Raw genomic sequence first — 26,893 nt, 5'->3', positions numbered from 1 at the left:
CGATTTTGCTGTTGAGAGCAGAGAGCAATGACAAAACGGCCGCCCGGAGGCGGCCGTTTTTGGTCTTTTGTCTCAGACGCTTAGACGCTGAAGCGTATCGTCCAGCGCATCGAGGAAGCGGTCGCAATCCTCGGCGCTGAAGGGCGCCGGCGGCTTCACCTTCAGCACATTGTGGTGCGGTCCCTCGCTGCTCAAGAGAATGCGGTGCTTGCGCTTCATCTCGGCAATGACGAAATCAAGCTCGCGCGCTGCCGGCTCCAGCGTCTCGCGGTTGCGCACCAGTTCGATGCCGTTGAAGAGGCCGTGGCCTCTGACATCACCGATGATCGCGTGTTTGCCGGCGAGCGTCCGCGCCCCGTCCATCAGCCTGTCACCGACGACGCGGCAATGGTTCATTAGCCGCTCGTCGCGGATGACATCGAGCACGGCAAGGCCGATCTCGGCCGAGACCGGATTGCCGCCGAAGGTGTTGAAATACTCCATGCCGTTGGCAAAGGAGGCCGCGATCGCTTCGGTCGTGACGACGGCCGCCATCGGGTGGCCGTTGCCTATCGGCTTGCCCATGGTGACGATGTCAGGCACGACGCCCTGGAGTTCATGCGCCCACATGTGGCTGCCCACGCGGCCGAAGCCCACCTGCACCTCGTCGGCGAGGCAGAGGCCGCCGGCGGCGCGCACATGCGCATAGGCTTCGCGCAGATACCTTTCCGGAAGCGACAATTGCCCACCGGTCCCAAGAATGCCTTCGCTGAAAAAAAGCGCCGGGCGGCGACCATCGGCAGCAAGAGCCGCAACCTGGTTGCGCACATCCTCGGCATATTTCCGGCCCGCATCCGCGTCACCATAGCGATAGCGCCCGCGATAGAGGTCCGGCATCTCGGCGACCCTCACATGCAACGCCTGCCCCTCCCCGCCCTTGCCGGCGAACTTGTAGGGGCTGACGTCGATCAGGCTCGACAGGTGGCCGTGATAGGCGTGGTCGACGGTGATGATGTCGCGATTGCCGGTATAGGCACGCGCCAGCCGGATCGCGAGGTCGTTCGCCTCGCTGCCGGAATTGACGAAGAAGCAGACGTTGAGCGGATCGGGAAACTGCGCGGCGAGCCTGCGGGAATATTCGACCAGCGAATCGTGCAGGTAGCGCGAATTGGTGTTCAGCCGCTGCATCTGCGCCTGTGCGGCCTTGACGACGCGCGGGTGGCAATGGCCGACGTGGCAGACATTGTTGACCATGTCGAGCCAGCGCGTGCCGTCCTCGTCGATCAGATGCGCGCCCTCGCCACCGACGATCTTCAAGGGTGTCGCGCTATAGGCGATGCTCAGCGACCGACCAATGCGACGATGGCGTTCACGCACAAGAAAGGCCTTGTCGCGCGGGACGATCACAGAGACCGGCACCGAAAGGCCAAGCACGACGCTCGGGTCCGGGCTCACTTCGCGCCAGACCTGCCATTGATCGCGCACGCCGACGCCATGCATCTGTCCGGCGAGACCGAGATGATCGGTGACGATCTGGAAATGCAGATGCGGCGCCCAGTTGCCGTTTTCGTCAGCGGAACCGAAGGCGGCAAAAACCTCGCCCTTGGCGATCGCCTGCCCCTTGGCGAGCTTGGCAACGCTGTTGCGCGAAAGATGACCGTAGAGCGTCCAGAAGCGCAGACCGCCTTCGACCTCGTGCTCGAGAAGTACGGTCGGACCGAAACCAAAGGCAACCGCGTCGTCGTGTATGTAGGCGACCTTGCCGGCGAAGGGTGCCGAGACCGGCTCGCCCGCCGGCGCGAAGATGTCGACGCCGAGATGCACCGAGCGCCGCGCGCCTTCGATCGCGGTCTCATAGGCGTCGCCCTGGTAGATCCCGCGATCCTCGCCGTAGAGGCCGATGCCGAAGGCGGCGCCTTCGCTGCCGATCTGGGCCATGATGCGGGCTTCAGCTTCCGCCGCATCGAGGCTTGACCATCGCGCGGCCTCCGGGCCGGCGGCGGAGAAATCGAACACCGTCACCTTCGGTTTTTTGACCGAGGGCCGAACGATCGGCGCGAAGTCATGCGCGTTCTTTTCGAGCCAGCGAACCACGGCAGCGGCATGCGGGATCGGCGCAAAGCCGCAGGCATCGCGGATGCGCGCGATGGCGATTGCGCGGTTTTCGCCCTGCAGACGATTGAGCTCGCGCCAGACATCCTCCTGGCTGACGAGCAGATAGGTATTCTCAGGATTGTCCCGGATCTGCTTTGCCGCCATGCACATGCTGACGGCATAGCGGGTCTTGACCAGATCGAAGACCAGGTCGACTTCCGCCTCGCTTAACGGATTGACCTGATGGTAGGCGCCGGCAAGGGCTGCAACCGTGCCGACCGGATTGGGAGACCCGATCAGCGCATAGGCAGAGGCGACGGCGATCTCGATCACGCGCCAGGTCTCGACCATATCACCGAAGTCGAGCAAGCCGCTGACAACGCCATCTTTGTCGAGCAGCACGTTGTAGTCGTTGGCGTCGTTGTGAATGACCTGCTTCGGGCAGGAGGCAAGACGCGGAAGGACCGTCGAAGAAAAGTGCTCGAGGATCGCCTGAACCGCTTCCCGCTTGTCGGCGCCGTCGATCAGTTCCACATGGCAAGCGTGCATGTCGGCGCGGCCGATGTCCCAGGCATAGAGCCGCTTGGCGCCCGCATGGGAGAAATCTTCGAGGCCGCGGTCAAGACCGGCGAGCAGGCGCCCGAGGCTTTCGGCGCTCGCCATGTGGCGAAGCGGCGCCTTCGCCCAGATATCGCCGGGCAGCCAGGCGAGCAGCCGTGCGGTGCGCGAGCCTCGAAGTTCGATCTTGCTGGTGACGCCACCCGAGCGATCGCGAAACGTCCGTGAGATCGGCAGCCCCGAATCCTTGGCGGCGATGTGTTCGAGCACCGCAATCTGCATCTCGAGTTCGTCCGCATCGCCGGCAGCGTGCAGCTTCAACAGATACTCCTGGCCATCGGCAGCCGAGACACGATAGTTGAGATCGTGCTCGCCCTGCAGCGGCGAGAGGCTTGCCTCGATGCCGTAGGTCTCAATGAGCCAGATCCGGATCGTTGCCAATTCCTGCTCGGTTCTCAAATCTCTGTCTGCCATTTCACTGTCCTGTCACCACGAAACCCGGCGCCCGTCATAGGCGCGGAAACTGCCGCTATCGGCCAAACCTGTGCCGTCGATGATCGCCTTCAGCCCGGCAGCACTTGTCGCCACCGAAACGACGGCTTCGCTGCCGCCCATATCCGTCTGCACCCAACCAGGATGCAGCGAGACGACGGAAATCCCGTCGCCCTTCAGATCCTGCGCCAGCTTGACCGTCGCCATGTTCAGGGCCGCCTTGGAGCAGCGATAGGCATAGTCGCCGTCATCATCGTCGAGCGTGCCTTCGGCAAGGGAGCCGGCGCGGCTGCTGATATTGGCGACGACGCGATGTTCGCCGGCGCGCAGGTTCGCAAGGAGCGCCCGCGTCACCAGCAGCGGCGCCAGCGCATTGACGCGCATAACATCGAGAAACTCGCCCGGTTCAAGCGTCGCGAGGCCGCCGGTATCGCCGCGCACGGCCGCATTGTTGATCAGCAGATCGATCGCGACGCCTTGCAGCGACTGACCGAGAGCCTCGATCGATGCGGGATCGGCAACGTCCAGCACCAACCGATCCGCCGAACCTTCGCTCGCGACCGGTCCCCGCTGGCAGGCGATCACCCGCCAGCCGTCTTCGGCGTAAAGCCGCGCGAGTTCCGAGCCGAGGCCGCGGGAGGTACCTGATATCAGCACCGTGCGAGATTTAGCGGTGCTTGATGTCATATTTCCGCTCGATCATGTTGACGAGGCTGGCCGCCGCCAACGTCAGGAAGATGTAGAAGATCGCCGCCGAGTTATAGGGCGCGAACGGCAGGAAGCTTGCCGACTGGAACTCCCGCATGCGCTGGGTGATGTCGCGGATCGACAGGATCGACAGCAGCGACGTGTCCTTGAGGATCGCGATCAGTTCGTTGCCAAGCGGCGGGATGATGATGCGGAAAGCCTGCGGCAGCACGACGAGACGCGCCGTCTGCCAACGGTTGAGGCCGATGCTGCGCGCCGCTTCGACCTGGCCGACCGGGATCGCATTGATGCCCGAGCGGAAGATTTCGGCGAGATAGGCCGAATAGGCGAGTGCCATCGCGACGATGCCGCGCATCAGGTTTGGCGGGTCGAGCACCCCTTGCGTCGCGTCCTTCAACGCCCCGCTCAAGGGCAGGCCGACATAAAGCACGATCACCAGCATCGGAATGCCGCGGATCGTATCGACGATGAACTCCGAGCCGATCGCCAGAGGATGGCGCTGGTGCAGATAGCCGCCGAAAGTGAGAAGGCCAAGGATGATCGCAAGCACGGCGACGGTGACACCGGCGGCACGGTCGCGGTCGTTGAGCGCCTCGGTCTTCCACAGGACCGGCATGTCTGCCGGAGCGGAGGCAGCCGGCAGCAAGGCCCCGGAAACGCCCTCGCCCTTGGCGATCGACGCCAGCGCCTCGGTCGGGCCGACGAAGGTGCGGACCGGCGTTTCCGTCTGCGGCGCGCCGTCATACTGACCGAAACGCACGGCGCTGATGAGCCCCGCCGGCGTATTGGTGATGATGCCGACCTTGCCGTCCAGCGTGCCGGCGAGCACGTAGGTGTCGCGCGGCTGCATGAGGAACCAGCCGGCCGCAACCGCCAGCACCAGGGTGGCGATCGCAAAATAGAGGCTGGTCCTCACCGTCGAGTGCAGTTGCAACAGCCCAACCCAGACAAGGCCCATGAGCGCCGCCAGGATATAAGCTGCGATCGCCGCGCGGATGGTGGTCGCCACACCGGCCGCAAAGGCGATATGGGCGAAGAAGAAGATGAAGACGAGACCCGCACCGTTGACGAGGCCGATGATCCAGCGCGCGATGCGGCGCGACCTTCCGTCAGGAGGAGCATCGGGACGTCTGCTCCAGAAATGAAGACCAAGACCAATCAGCGTGACCCCCAGATAGGCGGGAAACAGCCAGGCCTCGACGCCCTGCACCATGAGATCCGCAGCCTCGGTCAATTGCCGCGGCGTCACGCCCTTTGCGATCAATGTCGACTTGAACGGATCGACGCCATTGGCGACGACGGACGCGATGAAGGGATGGATACTGTGGCCGATAACGAGAACGGCGGCGGCAGCGAGATTGAGCAGCGCCGCCACATTGGCGAGGCGCGGACGCGGCGCCTTGGCGCGCGAGAATACGAGCACCGCGATGCCCGAAGTAAATGCGATCGCCAGCGCCAGAAAGCCAGGCACGAAGGCCGACGAACCGTTTTCGACACCGAGGATCGCCCGCAGCGAGCGCTGATAGTCGCCGGAGGAAATAAACAGATAGATGATGAAGGGCAGCGCGGTCAGGATGATCAGATTGCTCGGACGCACGCTTCTCAGGAACGACATTCATTCCTCCGGGGGCATAGATTAGACAGACGGAGGACCCGGAGCATGCTCCGGGCCCGATCGGCACTCTGGGCTTACTTAAGGCCCCAGTATTTGCTGATCAGCTGGTCGAGCGTGCCGTCGTCCTTGATCATCTTCAGGCCTTCGTTGAAAGCCGCAACATTCTCGTCGCCCTTGCGGAAGACGAGGCCGAGCGGATCGGATTCGAGGTCCTTGATTGCAACGACGAGCTCGCCGGCGAACTCGCGCTCGTAGGCAGCCGCATTGGCGCCGTTGATGACGACGCCGTCGACATCCTTGTTTTTCAACGCGATGATGGCGGCACTGAACGTGTCGTAAGCGGCGACGTTCTCTTTGCCGACGACGCTTTCGGCGACCTGGGCGTCCGTCGTGTTTGCCTGGGCGGAGAGCTTTCTGCCGGCGTCCTTGAAGGCGTCGAGTGTGATGCCCTGGTCGTCAGCGCGCATCAGCACAGCCTGGCTGTTGACGATGTACGGATCGGAGAAGTCCATCGCCTTCTTGCGTTCCTCGGTGATCGAGACGCCGGAGGCGACGAGGTCGAAGCTGCCCTGGTCGAGGGCTGCGAAGATGCCGTCCCAGCCGGTCGTGATGAATTCGGCCTGGCAGTTGATCTTGGCGCAGACGGCATTGACCACGTCGACATCGAAACCGACCACCTGTCCGGTTGCCGGATCGATGCTCTCCATCGGCGGCGAGGTCGTGTCGGATCCGACCTTCAGCAGTTTGCCGCCGAGATCGGCGGCGTGGGACACGCTCGAAGCAAGGGCTGCTACAGCCAGGGCAATCATCAGTTTCTTCATGGTTCTCCTCCTTGGATGATTAACTTTGGATCAGGCGGCCACCGAGATTATCGGGCTGGCGCGCGATCAGTGTCGGCCTGAAGACCTGCCGCAACACCCCAGGGTCCTCCCCCTCCATACGGCGCAGCAGGAATTGCCCGAGCGTGCGACCGAGCACCTCGATCGGTTGATAGAAAGTCGTGATCGGCGGCGTGAAGTAGGCGCTGACGTTGATGTCGTCATAGGCGATGACGTCAACATCGACGCCGACCTGGCGTCCGAGGCTGCCGAGCCCCGAGAGCACGCCGAGCGTGGTGGATTCGTTGATGCAGACGAAGGCGGTCGGAGCGTCGTCGAGCTGCAGGAAATCGATCACCGTCTGCCGGCCGAAATGGGTCGAGAGGTCGCCTTCGGCAATCAGATCCATCGGGGCTTCCAGGCCGGCCTCGCGAAACGCCCGGACGAAACCGTCGATCCTGTCGAGCGCGTAGGAAAGCCGCCGCTCCGGATTGACGAGCGCGATCCGCCGGTGGCCGCCGGCGATCAGCCGCGCGGTCGCCGCATGCGCTGCCCATTCGTTGTCGATGTCGACATGGGCATAGTCGAGATCCCCGCGGCAACGCCCCATCGAGACGAAGGGGAAATCCTCAGCGACGAGCAGGTCGATGCGCGGGTCATCGGCGAGAATACCGGAGAAGATCAGGCCATCGGCTAGCCCCTGATCGACGATGCGGCGCGCCGCGTCCGCGCCATCGGCCGCGTCGCGGATCACGTGCACCGACATGCGGTAGTCGGTGCCATCGAGTGCCTGGCTGATGCCACTCAGGGTCTGGGTGTATTCGACGCCGTCCCATTCATAGTCGCGTGCCGCGGTCACCGGCATCAGTACGGCGGCCTGAAAGCTCTTGCCGGTGCGAAGCGCCATGCCGCGGGCGTTGGCCTGATAGCCGACCTCACGGGCTGCCTTGTAGATGATGTCTCTGGTCGCCGGCGCGACCACGGGAGATTCGCGCAAGGCCTTCGAGATCGTTGCGATGGAATAGCCCGTCATCTCGGCCAGGGTCTTGATCGTCGGCGTCGGCGCGCGCCGCGCCCTGTGCATCTCAGTCGCCATGCACCCTCCCAGGCGTCGACCTCTCCTGAACATAGAGGTAGCAGCCAATAAAAACGTTTTCAAGAAAAATAAAAACGTTTTTATTTCTTCTTTTGCGGCAAGCCTTGCGCGAAGCCGGCCGCGCGCATCTACGTGCCCAGAACCATGGGGAGATGATTGGAAGGGTGAATACGGCGGCTGCTAGTGAGCAGTGTAGGCGCCATCAACGAGGTGAACGCTTCCCGTGATGAAGCTTGCCTGTTCCGACAACAGGAAACAGATCAGAGCCGCGACTTCCTGCGGGGTGCCGCGACGTCCCATCGGCTGCAGCGACATCATGCGCCTGCTGCTCGCCACGTCGGCATTTTCGGTCGATAGCGGCGTGTCGATCCAGCCGGGCGCAACGGCATTGATGCGAATACCGCTGCGGGCGTACTCGATCGCAGCGGCCTTCGTCAGCCCGACCACTGCGTGCTTGGCCGCCGTGTAAGCGGCGGCTGTCGGCAGAGCGACGGAACCGAGAATGGACGTCGTGTTTACGATCGCCCCTCCACCCTGCGCCGCCATGGCCGCGATCTCATACTTCATACAATAGAAAACGCCGTGAAGGTTGACGTCCATCAGCGCGTGCCAGTTGTCGATTGGATAGTCGGCAGTCGCCTTGCGCACGCCGTCGATCCCGGCATTGTTGACTGCGAGATGGAGGCCGCCACAAGTCTGAACGGCGAACGCCACCAGCCTTTCAACGGCGCCTGAATCCGCAACGTCCAACGCGGCGTGATGAGCCTTGCCTCCATTCGTGCAAATGTCTTCGACGACAAGACGCACTGCGTCAGCATCAACATCGGTAGCAATGACTTCCGCGCCCTCGGCTGCGAGTTGTCGACATACGGCCGCGCCGATTCCTGAACCGGCGCCTGTCACCAGAGCGACTTTGCCAGTGAAGCCTAAATTCATACCGTCATTTCCAATTGTCACGCTCGACCAATCGAGCGTGCACGACATCGCAAATCATTTCATGCATTTGACGCGCGGCACAGATTTATCGATCAACCGTCCACAGAAAGTCGCGAAAATCGCCAGCAATTTTAACGAAGTTCCGATGCACCATTCAGATTCGTCCTCACAAATACATAATTCTTCCGCGGACTTTCCCGCGGAGCGTGCATAAATATCTCCTGTTCCGGTCGCGTACGATGACGCATGGTTTAGTTTGACTGATCGGAACTTTGTCGGCAAATATTGTAATGCTAAAAGCGAGTCGGGGTGTACCATTTTTCTCAGCAGGTAAAGATGGACAATCAGCGCATTACTCGGAGGGCCCTGGTTATCAGCAGCCTTGGCTTGCTGGCCGGGTGCAGTTCAAGCTGGCAGGGCATTTCATTCCCATCGCTGTACGGTGGTACACCGGGCGTGGATCCACGCTACCGAAAGAGACACGTCCGGTATGACGGCAAGGAACCGGCCGGAACGATTCTCGTCGATACATCGCAACGCTATCTCTATTCGATCGAAAATGGCGGGTGGGCGATGCGTTATGGGATCGGCGTCGGAGAGGAAGGGCTTACACTCAAAGGGCGAGCCGTCGTCGGCAGAAAGGCCGAGTGGCCGTCATGGACGCCGACCGCAAGCATGATCCGGCGCAAACCGGAATTGGCGCAATACGCCGGTGGCGTTACAGGCGGCCCTCACAACCCGCTAGGGGCGTCGGCTCTATACCTTTATCGCAACGGACAGGACACCAAGTTCCGGCTCCACGGCACAAATGCACCCTGGACTATAGGCCAGGCAGTTTCCAACGGCTGCATCCGACTCACCAACGATGACGTCGTCGATCTTTACGCCCGCACGCCAATTGGAACTCCGGTATTGATCATTTGAAGCCCTACTCTATCTGAGTTTCACATTGGAGTAGGGTCAGCACGCTTTGATGGATTATTTAACCTTCGGTAACGATAAACCGACCGACGAGCGTGTTATTTCTGCACTAGGACGAATCTCGAATTGCCGGTAATACTGTGAATGTTGCCTTCGAATAACCATTCCGACAACAGAGGAAAGGAAATATTGATGAGCAGAATTCTAATCGTGACAGTTGCGTTGCTTTCCGTTGCCAGCCTCGCCGCTTGTGGAACAATCGGTAAAGGCAAAGGCAAGGCGCCACCACCGGTGGCTGAAGAGCCAGCGCCCGTTTACAAATAACTACCGACCTTAGTTCGGGGAGGACCTCACGGTCCTTCCCGCCCTGTCTGACCGTGGCCGGCTGGCCACATTTCGCGACGCGGATCGAAAGCCACCAGTGGCGCATTCGCAGCCTGATCAGAATTTGGGAGAGATGGCGCAGAAATGACTCGTTCACGAGGTCGTATTTCGTTCGCCGTCCTAGCCGCAATCGCGGTTACGGCGTGTCAATCGCAGGACAAGGGCCCTCAGCCGCGATTCGTCTCAAGCTATGCGGGCACCACGTCACAACAGCGCGATCAGGGCTATTTCATTGAATTCCGCTCTCGTTATGCGCTCAGTTACGGTCACTCCTACGTAATTTTTGGCCGGCTCAGCAAGTCTGGAGCGATGATCAGTCCAGAAGTTGCAGGGCTTGCACCCGCGACAAGCGACACTGCTCCCTATGTTATTGGCCACCTTTTGCCGGTTCCGGCCGAAACTGGCGCCAGCGACGGTGATCTGGAGGAACAATACAGGTCCGCGAGCTGGCGCGTCATGTTGACGGAGACGCAATATCGCGACGTCGTTGCCAAGATCCGAAAGCTCAAGTCCGAAGCCCGCTTCTGGCAGGCGTCAATCTACAACTGCAACGCTTTCGTCGCCGACATCGCGCGTTCCATGGGGTACAAGACACCTGGCATCTGGCTGAGGCCGCAGCAGTTCATCACGAGGCTACGTGAGATGAACGGCGGCTAGGCGGACGAGCGCACCACGCCACACCTGATCAGGCGCCAGAGAAACACTTCCATCGGCCGCCAACCGCCTTCTCGACCGCTGCAGTTTTATTGCCTTGTCAGGTCCGAGCGACGCATGGCAGTCTCGTGCGTGATTGCCGTTTTGCGGACCAGCAGCCGCACAGAAAAGCTTGGGTGAGCCAACGTGAACATATCTGCCGCTTCCATCGGCGAAATCGTCTGGGTCGTGGGCATAATTGCCTGGTATGTGGTGCGTTACCCGTTCGAACGCCGTGCAAAGCGTGTGCGGGTGATGAGCAACCGACGATCGACGACCGATACGATTGGCCTTGCTGCTGCTTCGCTGGGCCTTGCGATTGTGCCCGCGCTTTATGTTGCGACAGGAATCCCGCGATTTGCCGACTATGGCGCCCATCTATGGCTGGTCGGACTTGGGGCGCTTGTCTTCGCCGCAGCGCTCTGGACCTTCCGTCGAACGCACAAGGAACTCGGCCGCAACTGGTCCATCTCGCTGGAAATCCGCGAAAAACACAAGCTGATTAGTACAGGCCCTTACGCCGCCGTCCGGCACCCGATGTATACGAGCTTCCTGCTTATGGGGATCGGTCAGATGCTGTTGCTGTCGAACTGGGTGGTTGGACTTGCAGGGCTTCTTGGATTCGCTGTTCTTTTCTTCCTGCGTGTGGGCAAGGAGGAGCGCCTGATGCTGGAATTCTTCGGGCCCGAATATCGCGCTTACATGGACAGGACGAAGCGAATTATCCCCTTTATCTATTAGAGGTGGCACTATGCGGGGCCGACCGATCAAGCTTTCCGCCGCACGACGCCTCGTCGGCGATCTGATGCGATTTTCCATCGGCGTGCCGCGGGTCACGGTGCAGCGGCAGATGGATATCCGCGCGTTGCACAAAGCCCGTGCAAGCCGATCCGACCGGCCATCGTGGATGGTGTTGTTTCTCAAGGGTTACGGGTTACTCTCGATGGAGACACCCGAGTTTCGCCGGGCTTATGTCAAGCTTCCGAGACCGCAACTCTATGAGTATCCCGGAAGCATCGCGTCCGTGGCGCACGAGCGCGAGCACGAAGGCGAACGGGTCGTCCTTCTCAGCACGATCAAGCAACCCGAGAGGCGGTCCCTTGCCGAATTGAGCGCCCTGCTCCAGGAGGCCCGGTCCCGCCCCGTGCTCGAGATCAGGGAATTCCGGCGGGCGTTGAAGATTGCACGCCTGCCCGCGCCGTTGCGGCGGCTGCTGATGTGGCTCAGCCTGAACATGGGGCGCCAGCGCGGCCACCGCTTCGGCACCTTCCAATTGTCGGTCTATTCCGGCCTGGGTGCGGAGTCGCTCAATCCGCTGACGCCTTTGACGACCATCTTCAACTATGGGCCGATCGGTGACGACGGATCGGTCACGGTCAGGATCCACTATGACCACCGTGTCATGGACGGCGCCAATGTCGCGCGAGCCCTGGCTCGTTTCGAGGAAATATTGAACGGCGAAATCGCCGACGAGGTGGCAGAGCTTTCCGAACTCGACCAGCCGCCAATCGCTACGCCGGAGCCATCGGCATGACATCGCAGCAGTCACCACGACCCGCCATTGTCGTTGTCGGAGCGTCCCGGGGCATAGGCAGGGCAATTGCAGAGCTTGCCGCACGAGACGGCGCGCCGGTCGTTCTGGTCGCGCGATCCATCGAAAGCTTGCACGTCGTGCAAGCCGCGATCGAACAGGCGGGCGGCGAGGCATTCTCCCAGCCGGTCGATCTTGCCGCGCCCGATGCCACGCGCATTCTCGACGAATTTCTTTCGCGCGAAGGCCTCGTCTGCGACGTTCTTGTCAACAGTGCCGGCTATGGCCTGCGGGGCGCGGCGACCGCTTTGCCGATTGCCGACCAGATTGGTATGATCGACGTCAATGTGCGTGCGCTTGCGGCCCTGACTTTGCACCTGTTGCCGGGCATGGTCGCGCGCGGCCGCGGCGGCGTCATCAATCTAGCCTCGGTCGCGAGTTTTACGCCCGGCCCGTACATGGCAATGTATTATGCGAGCAAAGCCTTCGTTCGTTCGTTCTCCGAGGCGCTATACCAGGAGACGCGAAGGACGGGCGTAACCGTGACCTGCGTTGCGCCGGGACCGGTATCGACCGAGTTCCTCGAAAAATCCGGCGCCAACAGGGCTGCCTTGTTCAAAGCGCTCCCGAAAGCCACTCCGGAATACGTGGCAAGAAGTGCCTGGCACGGCTTCAAGGCCCGGCGGCGGCTGGTCATTCCCGGCATTTCCGCCAGGCTGGCAATCCTGATGGCGGGCCTCCTTCCCTCCGCAACGCTCTTGCCGCTTGTTGGTCGTCTGCAACTGCGCGGCAACGACCCCTGCCCCTGCGGATCTGGCAAGCAACTGAAGCACTGCTGCCGCGCAGGCCACGCCAAAGGCGGAACGGCCCCGGCGTGATCCGGCTCCGCAGCCTGCTTCTCGTCACGTCCTTCGCCAAAGGGCGCAGGGAACGGACTTCGATCGATGGCCACGATCAGTGGGCTGCGGCGCCAGCGGAGAGGAAATTTGCCTCCCACTCACTTTCCGGAATTTCGTCACCAACCTGAAACTCAAATGCGGCGACGCTTTTGATATCCGGCGCCACGGCGCAGCCAAACTTGATATTGAACCAGCGACCCTTGCTGCGAAAGGCGGCGCCATCCGCACGGAGGTTCCGCCCAGCCAAAACGATATCCGACGTGGCGTAGGCGACGAGCAGGTCGGGGGTAAAGTCAACGCGCCAGCGATGAACCTGCTCCATCGCCTCGAGATTGCAGAGCTGGACAATCTGTTCATCGGCGGCGAGCTGTGACAGCCCTTCCAGCGCCTGTCTGCTGCGTGGATCAGCCAGTATCGCCGCCGAGAAGAACCGCTTCGCTTGCACCATCGGCTGGGCAGCTGGCGGCAGCGTGGCTGTTTCCGCGGCAGGCGCCGTCTCCGGGACGGAATGCGCGACGGGCGGCGCATCTTGCGGTCCGAGCACGGGCTGCACCACCTCAGGGCGTGGGAGCGGCAATTCCAGTATCTGAACGGCGATCCCCTCGTCCGGGCTCGGAACAGGTGGCCGCGGTGACGGGAGGAGGAAAAGCGCCAACACGACGAGCGCATGAAGGATGAGAGCAAGCGTCAGGCTTGGCCAGATCGGTGTCTCATTGCGACGATGCTTTACTGCTTGCACCGATCAGATCATCCCATGCGCGACATTAGGGCCGGAAGGGTCACGACCGCTCCTGGTGCAGGCGACACTACCAGCAACTTGAAGATAGAAAAGCCGCCGCCAACAACCTGTCAGCGACGGCTCGAAATCCTGGCCTGGGGCTACGCCCGGTATCAATCCATGTCGTCGTTGTCGGGCGAGCTCATATGGTCGCGGTTGCCGTAGATGATCTCGCGCTTGCCGACGTGGTTCGCCGACCCGACGAGGCCTTCCTTTTCCATGCGCTCGACCAGCGAGGCCGCACGGTTGTAGCCGACGCCAAGGCGGCGCTGGATGTAGGAGGTCGAGCACTTCTTGTCGCGCAGGACCACCTTGACGGCCTGGTCGTAGAGTTCGTTGCCGTCTTCCGACGCAAGCGCGCTCTTGTCGAAGACCGGGGTCTCTTCCTGCGGCTCTTCTTCCTCTTCTTCCGCCGTGACGGTGTCGAGATATTCCGGGCGTCCCTGCGTCTTCAGATGTGCGACGACGTGTTCAACCTCAAGATCCGAAACGAACGGGCCATGGACACGGGCGATACGTCCGCCGCCCTGCATGTGCAGCATGTCGCCCTGGCCGAGCAGCTGCTCGGCCCCCTGCTCGCCAAGGATCGTGCGGCTGTCGATCTTCGACGTCACCTGGAACGAGATGCGGGTCGGGAAGTTCGCCTTGATCGTGCCGGTGATGACATCGACCGAAGGACGCTGCGTCGCCATGATCAGGTGGATACCGGCAGCACGCGCCATCTGCGCCAGCCGCTGGATCGCGCCTTCGATTTCCTTGCCGGCGACCATCATCAGGTCGGCCATCTCGTCGACGATGACGACGATGTAAGGCATCGGCGCCAGGTCCATTTCCTGCTGTTCGAACAGCGGCTCGCCGGTGCCCTTTTCGAAACCGGTCTGCACCGTGCACATCACCGGTTCGCCCTTTTCACGGGCAGCGGCGGCGCGCTGGTTGTAGCCGTCGATATTGCGCACACCGAGCCGCGACATCTTGCGGTAGCGGTCTTCCATCTCGCGAACGGCCCACTTCAGCGCCATGACCGCCTTCTTGGGGTCGGTAACGACGGGGGTGAGCAGATGCGGGATGCCGTCATAGACGGAGAGTTCGAGCATCTTCGGATCGACCATGATCAGGCGGCACTGATCCGGGCTCAACCGATAGAGCAGCGACAGGATCATGGTGTTGATCGCGACCGACTTGCCCGAGCCGGTGGTGCCGGCGACGAGCAGATGCGGCATCTTCGCAAGCTCTGCGATGACAGGCTCGCCGCCGATCGTCTTGCCCAGGCAAAGCGCCAGCTTGTAGCCGGTCTTGCGGAAATCGACAGATTCGATCAGCTCGCGGAAATAGACGGTCTCGCGGGTGGCATTCGGCAGTTCGATACCGATGACGTTGCGGCCGGGCACGACCGCGACGCGGGCCGAAAGCGCCGACATGGAGCGGGCGATATCGTCGGCAAGGTTGATGACGCGCGACGATTTCACACCGGGCGCCGGCTCGAATTCATAGAGCGTGACGACCGGGCCGGGGCGAACATGGATGATTTCACCCTTGACGCCGAAATCTTCGAGCACGCTTTCAAGCAGGCCGGCATTCTGTTCCAGCTGCTCCTGCGTCATGAAGAAGCCCTGACCGACGGGCGCTTCCTGCAGCAGTTCCTCGGATGGGAACTCGTAGCCGTCGGCGCTCGGCGCGCGGTCGGTCGAGCCGATCGCCGGCATGTTGCTGGGCGCGCGGGTGACCTGCGCCGGCATGGTGATGGCCGCCTTCGTGGCAACCGGCGCCGGCTGTTCGATTTCGACCGGTTCGGCGTCAATGATTTCAGCGGCGGCTACAGTCACCGGTTCTTCAGCCGCGGCAACGGGTGCCGGCGCAGCGTCGGCAACGGCCTCAGCGGCGGCGGGCGGTTGCTGGGCTGGCACATCCTCCGGCTTTGCGCCGCGGACATCGACAACACGGAACAGCGAAGTGATCGCCGTCGGCGGCATACGGCGGATTTCAACCGGGCGCACGGGCGCTGGCGGCGTGACCGCAATAGGCGCAACGGCGACGGGAGCGATGGCGGGCGTCATCGCAACCGGGGCTGGCGTCTCGACAAAGGGCTTCGGATGGGTGGCTTCCGTGCCGGCAACCTCAGCATCGTCGGCCGGGCCGAATTCGAAGAAGGCGAAATCCGACAGGAAGACAGAATGCGCAGCGCCCTGATCGACGGAAGCGTCGCCTGCCTGAGCGGGCGCGGGTTGGACTTCGGCGACCGGCGCGGAAACGGCGATCTGCGTCGTCAGAACGGGCGCAAGGGCTACGCCCTCGTCGGCCGGAGCTTCGACACGCGCGAGCATGGCCGGCTCGATCGTGTTTTGCGCGGCGGTCCAAGTGGGCAACTGGTTGGTCAGCATGCGCAACAGTTCGGACGGGCTGTAGGACGGCAGCGCGACCTCGGCCAACGGCGCCTCGTCAGCAGCAACGGCCGAAGCTTCCGTCTGTACCGGCTCGACCGTGGCCGTCGCGACGGGCTCAACGGTTTCCACCAAGACCGGAGCAGGCTCCGCCGCCACCGCGACGATCGCCTCTTCGACTTCGGTTGCCGTTTCGCCTTCTTCGACCTGCGGCGCGCGTCGCTTCATGAATTCGCGCTCGGGCGTGCGGGTGAAGCGCACGTTCGGCGCCAGGAAGAAATGGCTCTCCCAGGTGGAATCGCCGTAGTGGCCGGCAATCTCCGAAAGGGTCGGCAAGGGTTCGCTCATCGTCGACGTCACCTGTGCAGGAGCGTAGGCGGAACCCTGCCCATAGAGGCGGGTCGCACGGCTCGTGGTTTCAGCCTGCTGGTTCGCCGGCCGGCGAGGCGCCGCCGGCGCCTCGTACAACTGATAGGGGTCGGCGGGTTCCGCCTCATGGGTGGGCATACCGCTCAACGCATCATCCTGCGGACCATCGAAATAATCCGCCTGGTTTGCATCATGCAAAGCAGCCTGTGAGAAGTTTGTCCTGGGAATACGCATGGGTCCTGGAAGAGCTAGAGACATCGCCGCGGGGCCTTCTAAGCGATAGGAAATGAAGGTTAACAAGTCCCTTCCAACGCCCCGTTTCGAACCGGGATCCGTGGTCGATTGCTGCCTTTCTGTGGGCTCCATGCAACGGCAATGCCCGACGCCCCAAGGCCGCCGCGACATCCCGTCGCCGGCCTCACACGGCCGAAAATATTTCTTGGATGGGGGCGACAGCGGCGATCGCACGGGGATGCTCGCGGCGGCCTACCATCGGCTCCGCCGGGAAAACGAATCGGGCCTGCGTGAGAGCGTCACGCAGGCCCGATTGGAACTTTCAGAAGGGCAGACTTCGTTCAGCCTTCGCGGCCCGCCGCGAACACCGCATGCTGCTTGGCAAGCAGTTCGACGACCTCGTCGATGAAGGCTGGATCGACATCGACTGAGAACTCGATGCGGGCATTCTTGCCGTCGCGCTTCAGCTTGGCAAAGGCGCGTCCGCCGGCGTCGACCAGCGTCTCCGGCTTGGCCGCTGCGTCCGGCTTCGGTTTGCGCGACAGGCGCGCGAAGACGATCTGGAACCGCTGGTCGCTTTCGGCTTCGAGGAAGCGGCGCGAGCGGCACTCCTCCTGCGCCAGTTCGACGGTCACCATGTCCTCAAGCAGCGCGCCGAAGGCCATCCAGCGTTCGCGGCCGACCTTCGGTGCCGGGCCGATCGCGCGGGCAATCGCCGGCGGCACGCCTTCGGCCACCTGCAGGAGGCGCGACAGCTCGCTCTTCTGCACGGCGAGCGCCTCGCCGATCACCTTCCGGTCGAAGCCGCGGTCGGCGAGCGCCGACGCAAACATGGCACGCTCGATGAAGGACAGGTTGCGCCGCTCGGCGTTTTCCTTGCCCTGCGCCAGCACCAGCTCGTCGTCAGTCAGCGGCCGGACGATGGCCTTGACCTTGGTGCCGAGGCTGCGCACGGCATTGAGACGACGATGGCCGTAGGCGGTCTGGTAGCGGCCTTGCTTCTGCGGGTGCGGGCGCACGAGGATCGGCGACTGCTGGCCGCTGTCGCGGATACTGTCGGCGAGCGCCAGGAATTCCGGATCGTCGGTCTCGCCGTCGGTCAGGCGGTCGCCGACGAAAGACGCATCGATCAGCTCCGGATCAAGCTCGACGACGCGCTCGCCCTGATGCAGGGCCTCGCGCAGCGCGCGGGCCTCTTCCGCCTCGCGGGTGATACTCCCAAGCGAAAGCCCCATGGCCTTGATCGCGCCGGAGGCGGCCCGCGGCACGTCGGCCTGGGCGGCGGGGACCACGACTGGCTTTGCCGGCTGCACGCTTGGTGCGGCGGGCGCCTTGTCATCGGCTTCCGCGGCAGGCGCCGCCGGGGCGACATTGCCGGAAAAGAGTGCGCGCAGTTCGTTCTTGCGGTTGCCAGCCATGTCGGTCAGCGCCCCCAGGCCGCGTGAATGAGCGTTTCGATCTCGCCGTTGACGGCGTTCAGCGATTCGATCGCGCGGTCATAGGTGGCGCGGGTAAAATTCTCGCGTCCGACCTCGTAGAGCGTCTGCTTCGTCAGGCCGGCATCGGAAACCGCGGTGGACTTCACCATGGCCGAGGTCAACACCCGGTCGCCGAAGAGCGAACGCATGAAGCCGACAATCTGGGCCTGCGGCCCGTCGTTCGGCTCGAAGCGGGTGACGAGGTAGCGCAGGAAGTCGAAGTTGAGTTCGCCACCGGCCTCGCGCACGACGCTCAGGAGGTCCGACGTCATGTAGAGAAACTGGTTCATCGAGGCGACGTCGAGCATCTGCGGATGCACGGTGACGACGACGGACGTCGAGGCGCAGAGCGCTGACAGCGTCAGATAGCCGAGCTGCGGCGGGCAGTCGATGATGACGACGTCATAGTCGTCGGCGACGCTCGCAAGGGCGGCCTGCACGCGGGCGAAGAACAGCGGGCCAGCGTCCGTGCCATTGTGACGGGCGCTCAGTGCCTGCGGCGTCGTGTGCTCGAACTCCTGCAGTTCGAGATTTCCCGGCACGAGATCGAGGCCGTCGAAATAGGTCTTGCGGATGATGTCCTTCAACGGCCGCGCCTCGGCGTCGTAGCGGATCGCGCCATAGAGCGTGTCGTTGCCGGTAAGGTCGAGTTCCGGCTGGTAACCGAAGAGTGCGGACAGCGAGGCCTGCGGGTCGAGGTCGACGGCGAGCACGCGGTGGCCGGTCAACGCCAGATATTGCGCGATATGCACCGACGATGTGGTCTTGCCGGAGCCGCCCTTGAAGTTGGTGACCGAGATCACCTGCAGGTGTTCGCCTGCTTCCGCATCGCGCCACTTGAGATAGCTGCGCGCCTTGGCGGCGTTGCCCTTGGCAAGCGCCTGTTCGGCCAAGTGCCGGCGAAGCGCATTGATGTCGGAGAGTGAATAGGAGCGGCGGCCGCCAAGCCCGGTATCGGGCTGCGGGCCTTCACCGGCAAGCGAGAGCTGGCGCAGATAGCCGTCAGAAACGCCGATCAGCTTCGCCGCCTCGCCCGAGGTGAAGCTGCGCAATGTCTTCATCGCCGTCGGCGCGAACAGGCGCTCGCGCATCGCCTTCAACTGTTCGGAAAGCGCGCGGGCATCGGCCGCGATCGCTTCGTCGGCCGGACGGCGTGCCTGGGAGTGACCCGCGTCCTGTCTTGCCTGGGTTGCCGTCATATTCATTCTGCCATACTCCTTGCGCGTGTCAGCGGCCCAACGGCGCCACATCACGCTAACAGAGATTCAATTCAAATACGGCCAATCGGCACTTATTCGGAAAACTCCGTAACAGAGATGCCGGAGCCTGCGATTCGCGTCAAGAGTCTGGCGCCATTCAAAGGCGCGTGCACTCGCCGGGCAGACGTTCCGGACGCCGACAAAACGAAACGCCCGCGGGGTGGCGCGGGCGTTTGCAGGCATCGAAAAAATGATTTCAGAGTTTCGGACCGATATGATCCGGGATCGGGCATTGGTAGGGCTTGCCCTCGGTCTTTTCACGCCACTCGGCCTTTGCCCGTGCCAAAAGATCGGCATCGAGGATCAGGTCGAGGCCGGTCGTGGCCAGTGATTTTGCCGCGTGGGCGAAAGCCTTGTGGGCGGCCGGGCTCTTGCCCTGCGCCACCACCTGCCAGGTGTGCGGCGCCGTGCCGATCGCCCAGGCGGGCGCCCAGCATTGCGCGGTCGGCGTGATCCAGCTGACGTCGCCGACATCGGTCGAGCCGGCGCGGAAATGCGACTGGCCCTCGAAATCGCGAAGGCCGAGATGCAGACCGGTCGAACCGTCCATGCGGCTGTTCGCAAAAACATCGCCCTTGATTTGGTAAAGCCGGATGCTGCTCGAGATTGCTTCCTGCGTCAGCGTCTTCTGGATGTCCTTGGCAAAGGCGATATCGGCCTCGTCGAAGGGAACCGGCCCGAGCGCCACCATGTTGTCGTGGATCGCCGTTTCCAGCGCGATGTTGGGCAGCAGGTTGGTCGCCGCCCGGTCAAAGACGATCTCGACCTCGGTTTCGGTCATCATCGCCGCCCCCTTGGCGATCTTGTCGATGCGGGCAGCGAGCGCTAAGGCCTCCGGCATCTGCGGCGCCCGCACGAGATAGAGCGCCTCGGCGCGGGCCTGGACGACGTTTGCCGCCTTGCCGCCGGCATCGGTGATCGCATAGTGCACGCGGCAATCCTGCGGCATATGCTCCCTCAGGAAGTTGACGCCGACATTCATCAGTTCCAGCGCGTCGAGCGCGCTGCGGCCGAGATGGGCACCGTTCGATGCGTGCGCGGCGACGCCCTTGAAGCGGTAATAGATTTCAAGAACGGCGAGATTGTTGGTCGAGCGTACGCCGTTGAAGGGTGCCGGGTGCCAGGTCAGCGCCGTATCGACATCCGCGAAGATGCCGGCGCGTGCCATGAAGGTCTTGCCGGAACCGCCCTCCTCGCCGGGGCAGCCGTAATAGCGCACCGTACCCGGCAAGTCGTTTTCCTTGAGGTAGCGGGCAAGCGCGACGGCAGCGAGCAGCGAACCCGTGCCGAGCAGATTGTGACCGCAACCATGGCCCGTACCGCCCTCAGTGAGCGCTTTCGCCTCGGCGACGCCGGCCACCTGGCTCAGACCCGCAAGCGCGTCGAACTCACCAAGAAAGGCGATCACCGGCAGGCCCTGCCCGCTCTCGCCGACGAAGGCGGTATCGATGTCCGCCAGTCCGCGCGACACGCGAAACCCATGCTTCTCCAGCATGGCGATCTGCGTCGCTACCGACTTTTCCTCATGAAAACTCAGTTCCGCATGGTCCCAGATCGCGTCGCTCATTTCGGCGAATTCGGGCTTCAGCGCTTCGATCGTGTCGACAAGGGCGGTCCGGGCGGCTGGATTTGGCATCAATCATCCTTTTGCGACGGCGCGGGGCGCGGTCGCATCAGCAGTTTTGTTTAAGGAGGTGCGGAGGGCGACAAACGGCCGCCATCCGCTGGAGAGAAAGGACTACGCCCGCATCAGTCGTCGAGCGTCACTTCCCAGAGGCGGGTGTTGGACTGCCAGACCGGCTGGCCGTGCAGCTTCTTGGTGGCGCCCCAGATGTCGACCATGTCGTACATGAAGATGCCGGGGACCTCGTCGAGCATCAGCCGGTGGAACTCGTCGAAGATCGCCTGGCGCTTGGCCTGGTCGGCCTCGACATAGGCTGCCTTCATCAGTTCAACCGCCTTCGGGTTGTCCCACATCAGCGAGGCGTTCTTGTCCTTGTTGCCGACATAGAAGCTGTACATCAGCGCCGGATCGAGACGCGGCGACACCGACTGCGAGATCACCTGATAGTTGCCGGAGCGGCGGCGATCGACCTGGGTCGCATAGTCGAGCACTTCGATCTGCACGTTGAGGCCCACCTGCTGCATCATCGCCTGGGCGACGACGGCAGCGGGGAAGCTCGGCACGTTGCCGCGCTTGTTGGCGATGATGGTGATCGGCTCGCCGTTGTAGCCGGCATCAGCCAGGTTCTTCTTCGCTTTTTCGAGATCCATCGGGATCTTCTTCTTCTGGACGTCGGAGTAGAAGATCGAGTCGGCCGAGACCATCGATGCGTTGGCTTCGCCGGTGCCGTTGGAAACAGCGGCGACGAGCTGGTCGAGGTCGAGCGCTTCGGCCATCGCGCGACGAACCGCAACGTTGCTCAGGATCTTGTCGCGGGTCTGGAAGTAAAGCAGGTTCTTGCCGTTGTTGCGCTTGACGATGAGTTGCATCGTGTCGCTGTCCTTGAACTCGGCAATGAGATCGGCCGAGACTTCGGCGGTGTCGAGCGCGCCCGAAAGCAGGCCGGTCTTCACGGTCGAGGCGTCCGGGATCACCATGAACTTGATGCCGTCGACGAGCGGCCGCTTCGAGCCGACCATGCCATCGGGCTTGCCGTCATTGGCGGGTGAGACGTAGTCGGCGTTCTTTTCGAGCCGGACATATTCGCCCTTCTTCCATTCCGCCCACTTGAACGGGCCGGTGCCGATGGGCGCAGTGTAAGCGCCGTCTGCGCCGACGGAATCTTGGGAGACGATGCCGGTGTAGCCGCATTCCGGCCGGGCCATCAGGCCGAGAAAGACGGCCGAAGGCTTCTCGATACTCATGGTGACGGTGGAGGCGTCGGCTGCGGCGACGCTCGTCACCTTGATCGACTTGCTGCCGTCGAAGTCGCCGGCGCAGGTCCACTTGGTCTCCGGCTTCATGTAGCGGTTCCAGTTCCAGACCACGTCTTCCGCGGTCAGCGCCTTACCGTTGTGGAACTTCACGTCGTCTCGCAGCTTGAACGTATAGGTCAGGCCATCGGGCGAAACCTCGAAGCTTTTCGCGAGCAGCGGCTTCACTTCGCCGTTCTCGGCGTAGCCGACCAGACCTTCGACGATGTGGAAGATCACCGAGTCGGTGTTGCCGTCGCGGTTGACGCCGGGCTCGTTGCTGCGGATGTCCGAGCTCTGGGCGACCGTCAGGTCACGCGCATGGCCGAGCGCGATCGCGCTCATCAGCATGGTTCCGGCAAGAAGTATGGTTTTCATGGTTCCTCTCTCTTTTCTGATTGTTGGTGTTGTCGGTTCAAAAGGCGCGCCAGCAGACCTGTGACAGCTTGCCGATGGTTTCGAGCGCGATGGTGTAGCCGGGCGTGCCGTCGGGCATCAGCGCGGGTACGCCGTCGGTGAAGGCGGCGATCGCATAGAGCGGCTTGCCGTCGCGATAGACGACGCCGGCATCCATGCGGCCGCGTTTGCCGCGACCCCCCTTGCAGGCGACGACCGTATCGAAGGGCAGCCGCGAGCGGATGCCATAGCGCAAAACCTGGTTCTTCAGCGTCTGCACAGCGAAGGCGGCGAGCTCGACCGTGATGCCAAGCCTGGCGGCGGCAGCGGCATCGTGCTCGGCGGCGAGGATCAGTTCCAGCAGCATCACCTGGTCGGCAGCCGTCGTCGTCGTGACGTCGGCCAGCGAATGATCGGGTTTGAGCGCCAGCGGCGGAATGAGGAAGCGATGGTGCGTGCCCACCATGCCGAGCGCCTTGCAATAGCCGTCGACCTCTTCAAGCGTCAGCCGCTCGAACACCATCTTGGTGCAGACATTGTCGCTCAGAACCATCATGCCGACGATCGCGTCGCGCAGCGAAATGACGATTCCAGGCGTCAGGTAGCGGAACATGCCGCTCGCCACTTCCTGGGCGAGCCGTGCTTCGTAGGTGATGCGCTCGTCAAGATGAAGCCGGCCTTCTGCCACCGCCTTCAGCGCCGCCATCATGATCGAGGTTTTGCGGGTGCTGGCAGATGGTGTTTCCTCACCCTCGCCACGGCCGATGGTTTCACCGGTCTGGAGATTGCGCACGAGGAAGCGGGTGACGAAGGGCTCCGCGTCGGCGATCGCGTGGAGTTCGGCCGCGATCGCACCGGTCTTGATTTCCGTGCTCATCTCAGGCCTCCAGCCGCCATTTGAGGGTGACGCCACCGGTCTGGTTGAGATCGAGCGCCGGGATCGCCGAAAGCAGCTTGCGGGTATAGGCATCCTTCGGCGCATCGAAGATCCGGTCGCGGTCGCCTTCTTCGATGATGCGCCCGTCCTGCATGACGATGACGCGGTCGGCGACCTGCTCGACGACGCCGAGGTCGTGGCTGATGAACAGGCACGAGAAGCCGTAGCGCTTCTGCAGGTTCGAGAAGAGTTCCAGCACCTGAGAGCGAACGGTTACGTCGAGCGCCGACACCGGCTCGTCGGCGATCAGGAATTTTGGCCGCCGTGCGATGGCGCGGGCGATAGCCACACGCTGGCGCTGGCCGCCCGAGAGCTCATGCGGATAGCGATTGGCGAAATCGGCGCTGAGCCCGACTTCCTCAAGCGTTTCGAGCGCACGGCGACGCTTGGCCGGCGTATCGAGGTCCGGCACCAGCCGCAGCGCTTCCTCGACGAGCGCCTGAATGGTCATGCGCGGATCGAGCGACGAATAGGGATCCTGGAAGACCATCTGGCAGTTCAGCCTATAATCGCGCCAGTCGGCGCTGCGCTCGCGGCCCTGGAACAGGATGTCGCCTTCGGCCTGCTGGACGAGGCCTGCGATGGTGCGGCCGAGCGTCGTCTTGCCAGAGCCGGAACCGCCGACCAGTGCCACGACCTCGCCGACATGGATATCGACGCTGACGCCGTGCAGCGCGCGCTTCGGCTCGTGCCTGCGGAAGAGACCCTTGCGGCCGGGATACTCGACGACAATATTGCGCGCCGAAACCATCGGCGTGCGGGACATGTCGAGCTCACGCGCAGCACCACGGAACGGCAGCGACGAAAGCAGCTTGCGGGTATAGGGATGCTGCGGCGCCTGTAGTATCTCTTCGGTCAGCCCTTGCTCGACGACGACGCCCTTTTCCATCACCACGAAACGGTTGGTGTAGCGGGCGACCATCGGCAGGTCGTGGCTGATGAGCAGCACTGCAGTGCCCTCGGCCTGGGTCAACTCGACCATCAGCTCCATGACGTCGCGCTGGACGACGGCATCGAGCGCGGTCGTAGGCTCGTCTGCGATCAGCAAGGCTGGCTTCAACAGCATCACCGAGGCGAGCATGATGCGCTGGCGCATGCCGCCGGAGAACTCGTGCGGATAGGCGGTCAACGCCCGCTCCGGCTCGCGTATGCCGACACGCTGCAGCATTGAAAGGATCGCCGTGCGGCGCTCCTCGACCGACATCTTTGTGTGCAGGATCAGCCCTTCCTCGAGCTGCCGGCCGATGGTCATCGACGGGTTGAGCGAGGTCATCGGCTCCTGGAAGACGACGCCGACCTCCCCGCCGCGAAGCTGGCGGAGATCCCGGTCCTTCATGCCGAGCACATCCTTACCCCGGTAGAGGATCGTGCCGCCGATACGGCGGACGGCCGGCGGAATGAGCCCGATGATCGCGCGTGTCGCCAGTGTCTTGCCGGAGCCGCTTTCGCCGACGATGCCGACGATTTCGCCGGGCGCGACGTCAAAGCTGACGTTCTTCACTACCTGGTTGCCGGAGTGAGTGACGGCAAGCGAAAGGCGCTGGACACTGAGAAGAGGATTGCCGGTCATTTCAGGCCTCGCATGCGGGGGTCGAGACGGTCGCGTAGCGCGTCGCCCAGAAGGTTGATGCCGAGCAAAGTGAGAGCGATGCAGAGACCAGGGAAGAAACCGAGCCAGACGGCCTGTTCTATGAAGGGGCGGCCGGCGGCGAGCATGTTTCCCCAGGTGGGTGCCGGTGGCGGCACGCCGAGACCGAGGAAGGAAAGCGCGCTTTCCGAGAGGATCGCCCAGCCGAACATCGAGGTGGCAAGCACCGTGATCGGCGCGACGCAGTTCGGCAGGATATGGCGCAGCATCGTATATATCTCGCCATTGCCCATCACCCGCGACGCCTCGATGAACTCGCGTTCGCGCAGCGACAGCACCGCTCCGCGCACCACGCGGGCCATTGACGGCGTATAGGCGATGCCGAGCGCGAAGATGATGCCGTACTGGTTGGCGCCGAAGACGGCGAGCAGGCCGAGCGCCAGCAGGATGCCGGGGAAGGCCAGGAGCGCGTTGTTGATCGCCATGATCACGCCATCGACCCAGCCGCGCGCATAGCCGCTGACGATGCCGATGAAGGTGCCGAAGACGACGGCGAAGGTGACGGTCAGGAAGCCGATCCAGACGCTGGCACGGGCGCCGACCATCAGGCGGCTGGCGACATCGCGGCCGAACTCGTCGGTGCCGAGCCAGTGCGCTGCACCGGGTGCGGCAAGCCGCGCGGTGAAGCCGAGCGCCATCGGATCATAAGGCGTCCAGAAAAGGCCGATGAGGGCGGTGATGACCAGCAGGCCGATCAGGCCGCCGCCGATGGCGCCGTTGAAAGTGAGCTTTCTCATTCTGCCACCACCCGCGGATCGAAGAGAGGATAGAGGAGGTCGACCACCAGATTGACGACGACATAGGAGAAGGCGACGAGCAGCAGGCAGCCCTGGATCACCGGATAGTCGCGCTGGAAGATCGCATCGACCATTAGACGGCCAAGACCCGGAATGGTGAACACCGTCTCGATGACGGCGATGCCGCCGAGCAGGTTGCCGAGGATCAGGCCAATCATCGTCCAGGTCGGGCCGAAGGCGTTCTTGAAGGCGTGGCGCCAGAGAACGGCACTTTCCGAAAGCCCCTTGGCACGGGCATGGGTGATGTAATCGAGCCGCAGCACTTCGAGCGTAGAGGCGCGGGCCATGCGGATGATCACGCCCATCTCGTGGATGACAAGCGTCATGACCGGCAGCACCAGATAGAGAAGGCCGGCCTTCCAGTTCTCCGAGATCGGCACGTAGCCAAGCACCGGCAGCCAGCCGAGCTTCAGGCCGAAGGCGAGCAGCAAGAGAAGACCGAGCCAGAAGGTTGGGATCGACAGAAGCACGGTCGCCGAACCGACAAGCGCCAGGTCGGTCAGGCTGTTCTGCCGCCAGGCGGCGATGACGCCGGCCGGAACCGCGATCAGGCTCGCGAGAAGCACGGCGATGACGACGATTTCGGCGCTGACGAAGAAGCGGCTGACGACCAGATGCAGCACCGGCTCGCCGGTGACGATCGAGGTGCCGAAATCGCCGGAGAGGATGTTGCCGGCCCAGATGACGAATTGCTCCGGGATGCTGCGGTCGAGACCGAGCTCCGCGCGCAACGCGGCAATCTGCTGCGGTTCGGCCATATCGCCGAGCATCAGCGCTGCCGGATCACCGGGAATGAGGCGGATAAGCGTGAAGACGGCAACCGAGACGATCACGATCGTCGGTATCGCCATCACGAGACGATTGAGAATGAATTTGATCATGGGTTCCCCGTACTGAGGCAGGCCGCACGCGTTACCGCGATTCTCCTGCCCGTCGGCTCTCTTGTTGCAGGGACTATGATCGATTGGAAAAAATCGCG

General features: G+C 63.0%; 22 protein-coding genes. 6 read left to right on the top strand and 16 right to left on the bottom strand.

Annotation, left to right across the window (positions count from 1 at the left end):
* Positions 1–72: 72 nt before the first annotated feature.
* From IB263_RS15810 to IB263_RS15785, 6 genes are all read right to left on the bottom strand, one after another.
* The gene (locus IB263_RS15810; protein WP_060601646.1) at positions 73–3,105 is read right to left on the bottom strand and encodes an aminotransferase class III-fold pyridoxal phosphate-dependent enzyme; all 3,033 of its coding nucleotides are present in this window, start codon (positions 3,103–3,105) and stop codon (positions 73–75) included.
* 12 nt (positions 3,106–3,117) lie between these two features.
* Positions 3,118–3,780 carry an SDR family oxidoreductase gene (locus IB263_RS15805; RefSeq protein WP_060522034.1) on the bottom strand — a complete coding sequence of 221 codons (663 nt, stop codon included), beginning with the start codon at positions 3,778–3,780 and terminating at the stop codon, positions 3,118–3,120.
* 10 nt (positions 3,781–3,790) lie between these two features.
* The gene (locus IB263_RS15800) at positions 3,791–5,446 is read right to left on the bottom strand and encodes an amino acid ABC transporter permease (RefSeq protein ID WP_060530453.1); all 1,656 of its coding nucleotides are present in this window, start codon (positions 5,444–5,446) and stop codon (positions 3,791–3,793) included.
* A gap of 74 nt (positions 5,447–5,520) precedes the next feature.
* Complete coding sequence (locus IB263_RS15795) at positions 5,521–6,267, bottom strand: transporter substrate-binding domain-containing protein (RefSeq protein WP_060522032.1); 747 nt, start codon at positions 6,265–6,267, stop codon at positions 5,521–5,523.
* 19 nt (positions 6,268–6,286) lie between these two features.
* Positions 6,287–7,360 (bottom strand): LacI family DNA-binding transcriptional regulator, encoded by a 1,074-nt coding sequence (locus tag IB263_RS15790; RefSeq protein WP_060530452.1) that lies wholly within the window; start codon positions 7,358–7,360, stop codon positions 6,287–6,289.
* Between the two features lie 180 nt (positions 7,361–7,540).
* Positions 7,541–8,296 carry an SDR family NAD(P)-dependent oxidoreductase gene (locus IB263_RS15785; protein WP_090296915.1) on the bottom strand — a complete coding sequence of 252 codons (756 nt, stop codon included), beginning with the start codon at positions 8,294–8,296 and terminating at the stop codon, positions 7,541–7,543.
* A 336-nt stretch (positions 8,297–8,632) separates the two neighbouring features.
* Here IB263_RS15785 and IB263_RS15780 point away from each other — a divergent pair, with 336 nt between their 5' ends.
* The 6 genes from IB263_RS15780 (at position 8,633) to IB263_RS15755 (ending at position 12,703) form a co-directional block, all read left to right on the top strand.
* Entirely contained in the window at positions 8,633–9,220 is a 588-nt protein-coding gene (locus IB263_RS15780) for a L,D-transpeptidase (RefSeq protein WP_060522029.1), read from the top strand.
* 189 nt (positions 9,221–9,409) lie between these two features.
* Positions 9,410–9,541, top strand: a complete 132-nt coding sequence (locus IB263_RS15775) for an ABC transporter (RefSeq protein ID WP_077963089.1) — start codon at positions 9,410–9,412, stop codon at positions 9,539–9,541.
* A 144-nt stretch (positions 9,542–9,685) separates the two neighbouring features.
* Positions 9,686–10,258 (top strand): hypothetical protein, encoded by a 573-nt coding sequence (locus IB263_RS15770; RefSeq protein ID WP_060601659.1) that lies wholly within the window; start codon positions 9,686–9,688, stop codon positions 10,256–10,258.
* 189 nt (positions 10,259–10,447) lie between these two features.
* Complete coding sequence (locus IB263_RS15765; protein ID WP_060601697.1) at positions 10,448–11,035, top strand: protein-S-isoprenylcysteine O-methyltransferase; 588 nt, start codon at positions 10,448–10,450, stop codon at positions 11,033–11,035.
* A gap of 10 nt (positions 11,036–11,045) precedes the next feature.
* Positions 11,046–11,828 carry a hypothetical protein gene (locus IB263_RS15760; RefSeq protein WP_060601663.1) on the top strand — a complete coding sequence of 261 codons (783 nt, stop codon included), beginning with the start codon at positions 11,046–11,048 and terminating at the stop codon, positions 11,826–11,828.
* Positions 11,825–12,703 (top strand): SDR family NAD(P)-dependent oxidoreductase, encoded by an 879-nt coding sequence (locus IB263_RS15755; protein WP_060601665.1) that lies wholly within the window; start codon positions 11,825–11,827, stop codon positions 12,701–12,703. Before IB263_RS15760 ends, IB263_RS15755 begins: the two co-directional genes overlap by 4 nt.
* 76 nt (positions 12,704–12,779) lie before the next feature.
* Here the strand turns inward: IB263_RS15755 and IB263_RS34725 are convergent, their stop codons facing one another.
* The 10 genes from IB263_RS34725 to IB263_RS15705 form a co-directional block, all read right to left on the bottom strand.
* Complete coding sequence (locus tag IB263_RS34725; protein WP_226020774.1) at positions 12,780–13,463, bottom strand: DUF930 domain-containing protein; 684 nt, start codon at positions 13,461–13,463, stop codon at positions 12,780–12,782.
* Positions 13,464–13,615: 152 nt separating this feature from the next.
* Positions 13,616–16,483: a DNA translocase FtsK gene (locus IB263_RS15745; protein WP_060601668.1), complete on the bottom strand. Its 2,868-nt coding sequence runs from the start codon at positions 16,481–16,483 to the stop codon at positions 13,616–13,618.
* Between the two features lie 341 nt (positions 16,484–16,824).
* Positions 16,825–17,901 carry a plasmid partitioning protein RepB gene (repB, locus tag IB263_RS15740; RefSeq protein WP_034805797.1) on the bottom strand — a complete coding sequence of 359 codons (1,077 nt, stop codon included), beginning with the start codon at positions 17,899–17,901 and terminating at the stop codon, positions 16,825–16,827.
* A gap of 5 nt (positions 17,902–17,906) precedes the next feature.
* Complete coding sequence (gene repA, locus IB263_RS15735; RefSeq protein ID WP_034805794.1) at positions 17,907–19,166, bottom strand: plasmid partitioning protein RepA; 1,260 nt, start codon at positions 19,164–19,166, stop codon at positions 17,907–17,909.
* Between the two features lie 250 nt (positions 19,167–19,416).
* A complete protein-coding gene (locus tag IB263_RS15730; RefSeq protein ID WP_060601676.1) occupies positions 19,417–20,856 on the bottom strand; it encodes a M20 family metallopeptidase in 1,440 nt (479 codons plus the stop codon).
* 113 nt (positions 20,857–20,969) lie between these two features.
* The gene (locus tag IB263_RS15725) at positions 20,970–22,514 is read right to left on the bottom strand and encodes an ABC transporter substrate-binding protein (RefSeq protein WP_192438685.1); all 1,545 of its coding nucleotides are present in this window, start codon (positions 22,512–22,514) and stop codon (positions 20,970–20,972) included.
* Between the two features lie 37 nt (positions 22,515–22,551).
* Positions 22,552–23,409 (bottom strand): serine hydrolase, encoded by an 858-nt coding sequence (locus tag IB263_RS15720; RefSeq protein WP_034805783.1) that lies wholly within the window; start codon positions 23,407–23,409, stop codon positions 22,552–22,554.
* A gap of 1 nt (position 23,410) precedes the next feature.
* Entirely contained in the window at positions 23,411–25,039 is a 1,629-nt protein-coding gene (locus IB263_RS15715) for an ABC transporter ATP-binding protein (protein ID WP_192438684.1), read from the bottom strand.
* Positions 25,036–25,854 (bottom strand): ABC transporter permease, encoded by an 819-nt coding sequence (locus IB263_RS15710; RefSeq protein ID WP_034805777.1) that lies wholly within the window; start codon positions 25,852–25,854, stop codon positions 25,036–25,038. Before IB263_RS15710 ends, IB263_RS15715 begins: the two co-directional genes overlap by 4 nt.
* The gene (locus tag IB263_RS15705) at positions 25,851–26,795 is read right to left on the bottom strand and encodes an ABC transporter permease (protein ID WP_034805773.1); all 945 of its coding nucleotides are present in this window, start codon (positions 26,793–26,795) and stop codon (positions 25,851–25,853) included. The genes IB263_RS15710 and IB263_RS15705 overlap by 4 nt, the downstream gene beginning before the upstream one ends.
* Between the last annotated feature and the right edge of the window lie 98 nt (positions 26,796–26,893).

This window comes from Ensifer sp. ENS03 (assembly GCF_014852035.1).
Lineage (GTDB): Bacteria > Pseudomonadota > Alphaproteobacteria > Rhizobiales > Rhizobiaceae > Ensifer > Ensifer adhaerens.
The sequence above is the reverse complement of the archived record's forward strand: the minus strand, read 5'-3'. Positions and strand labels throughout refer to the sequence as shown.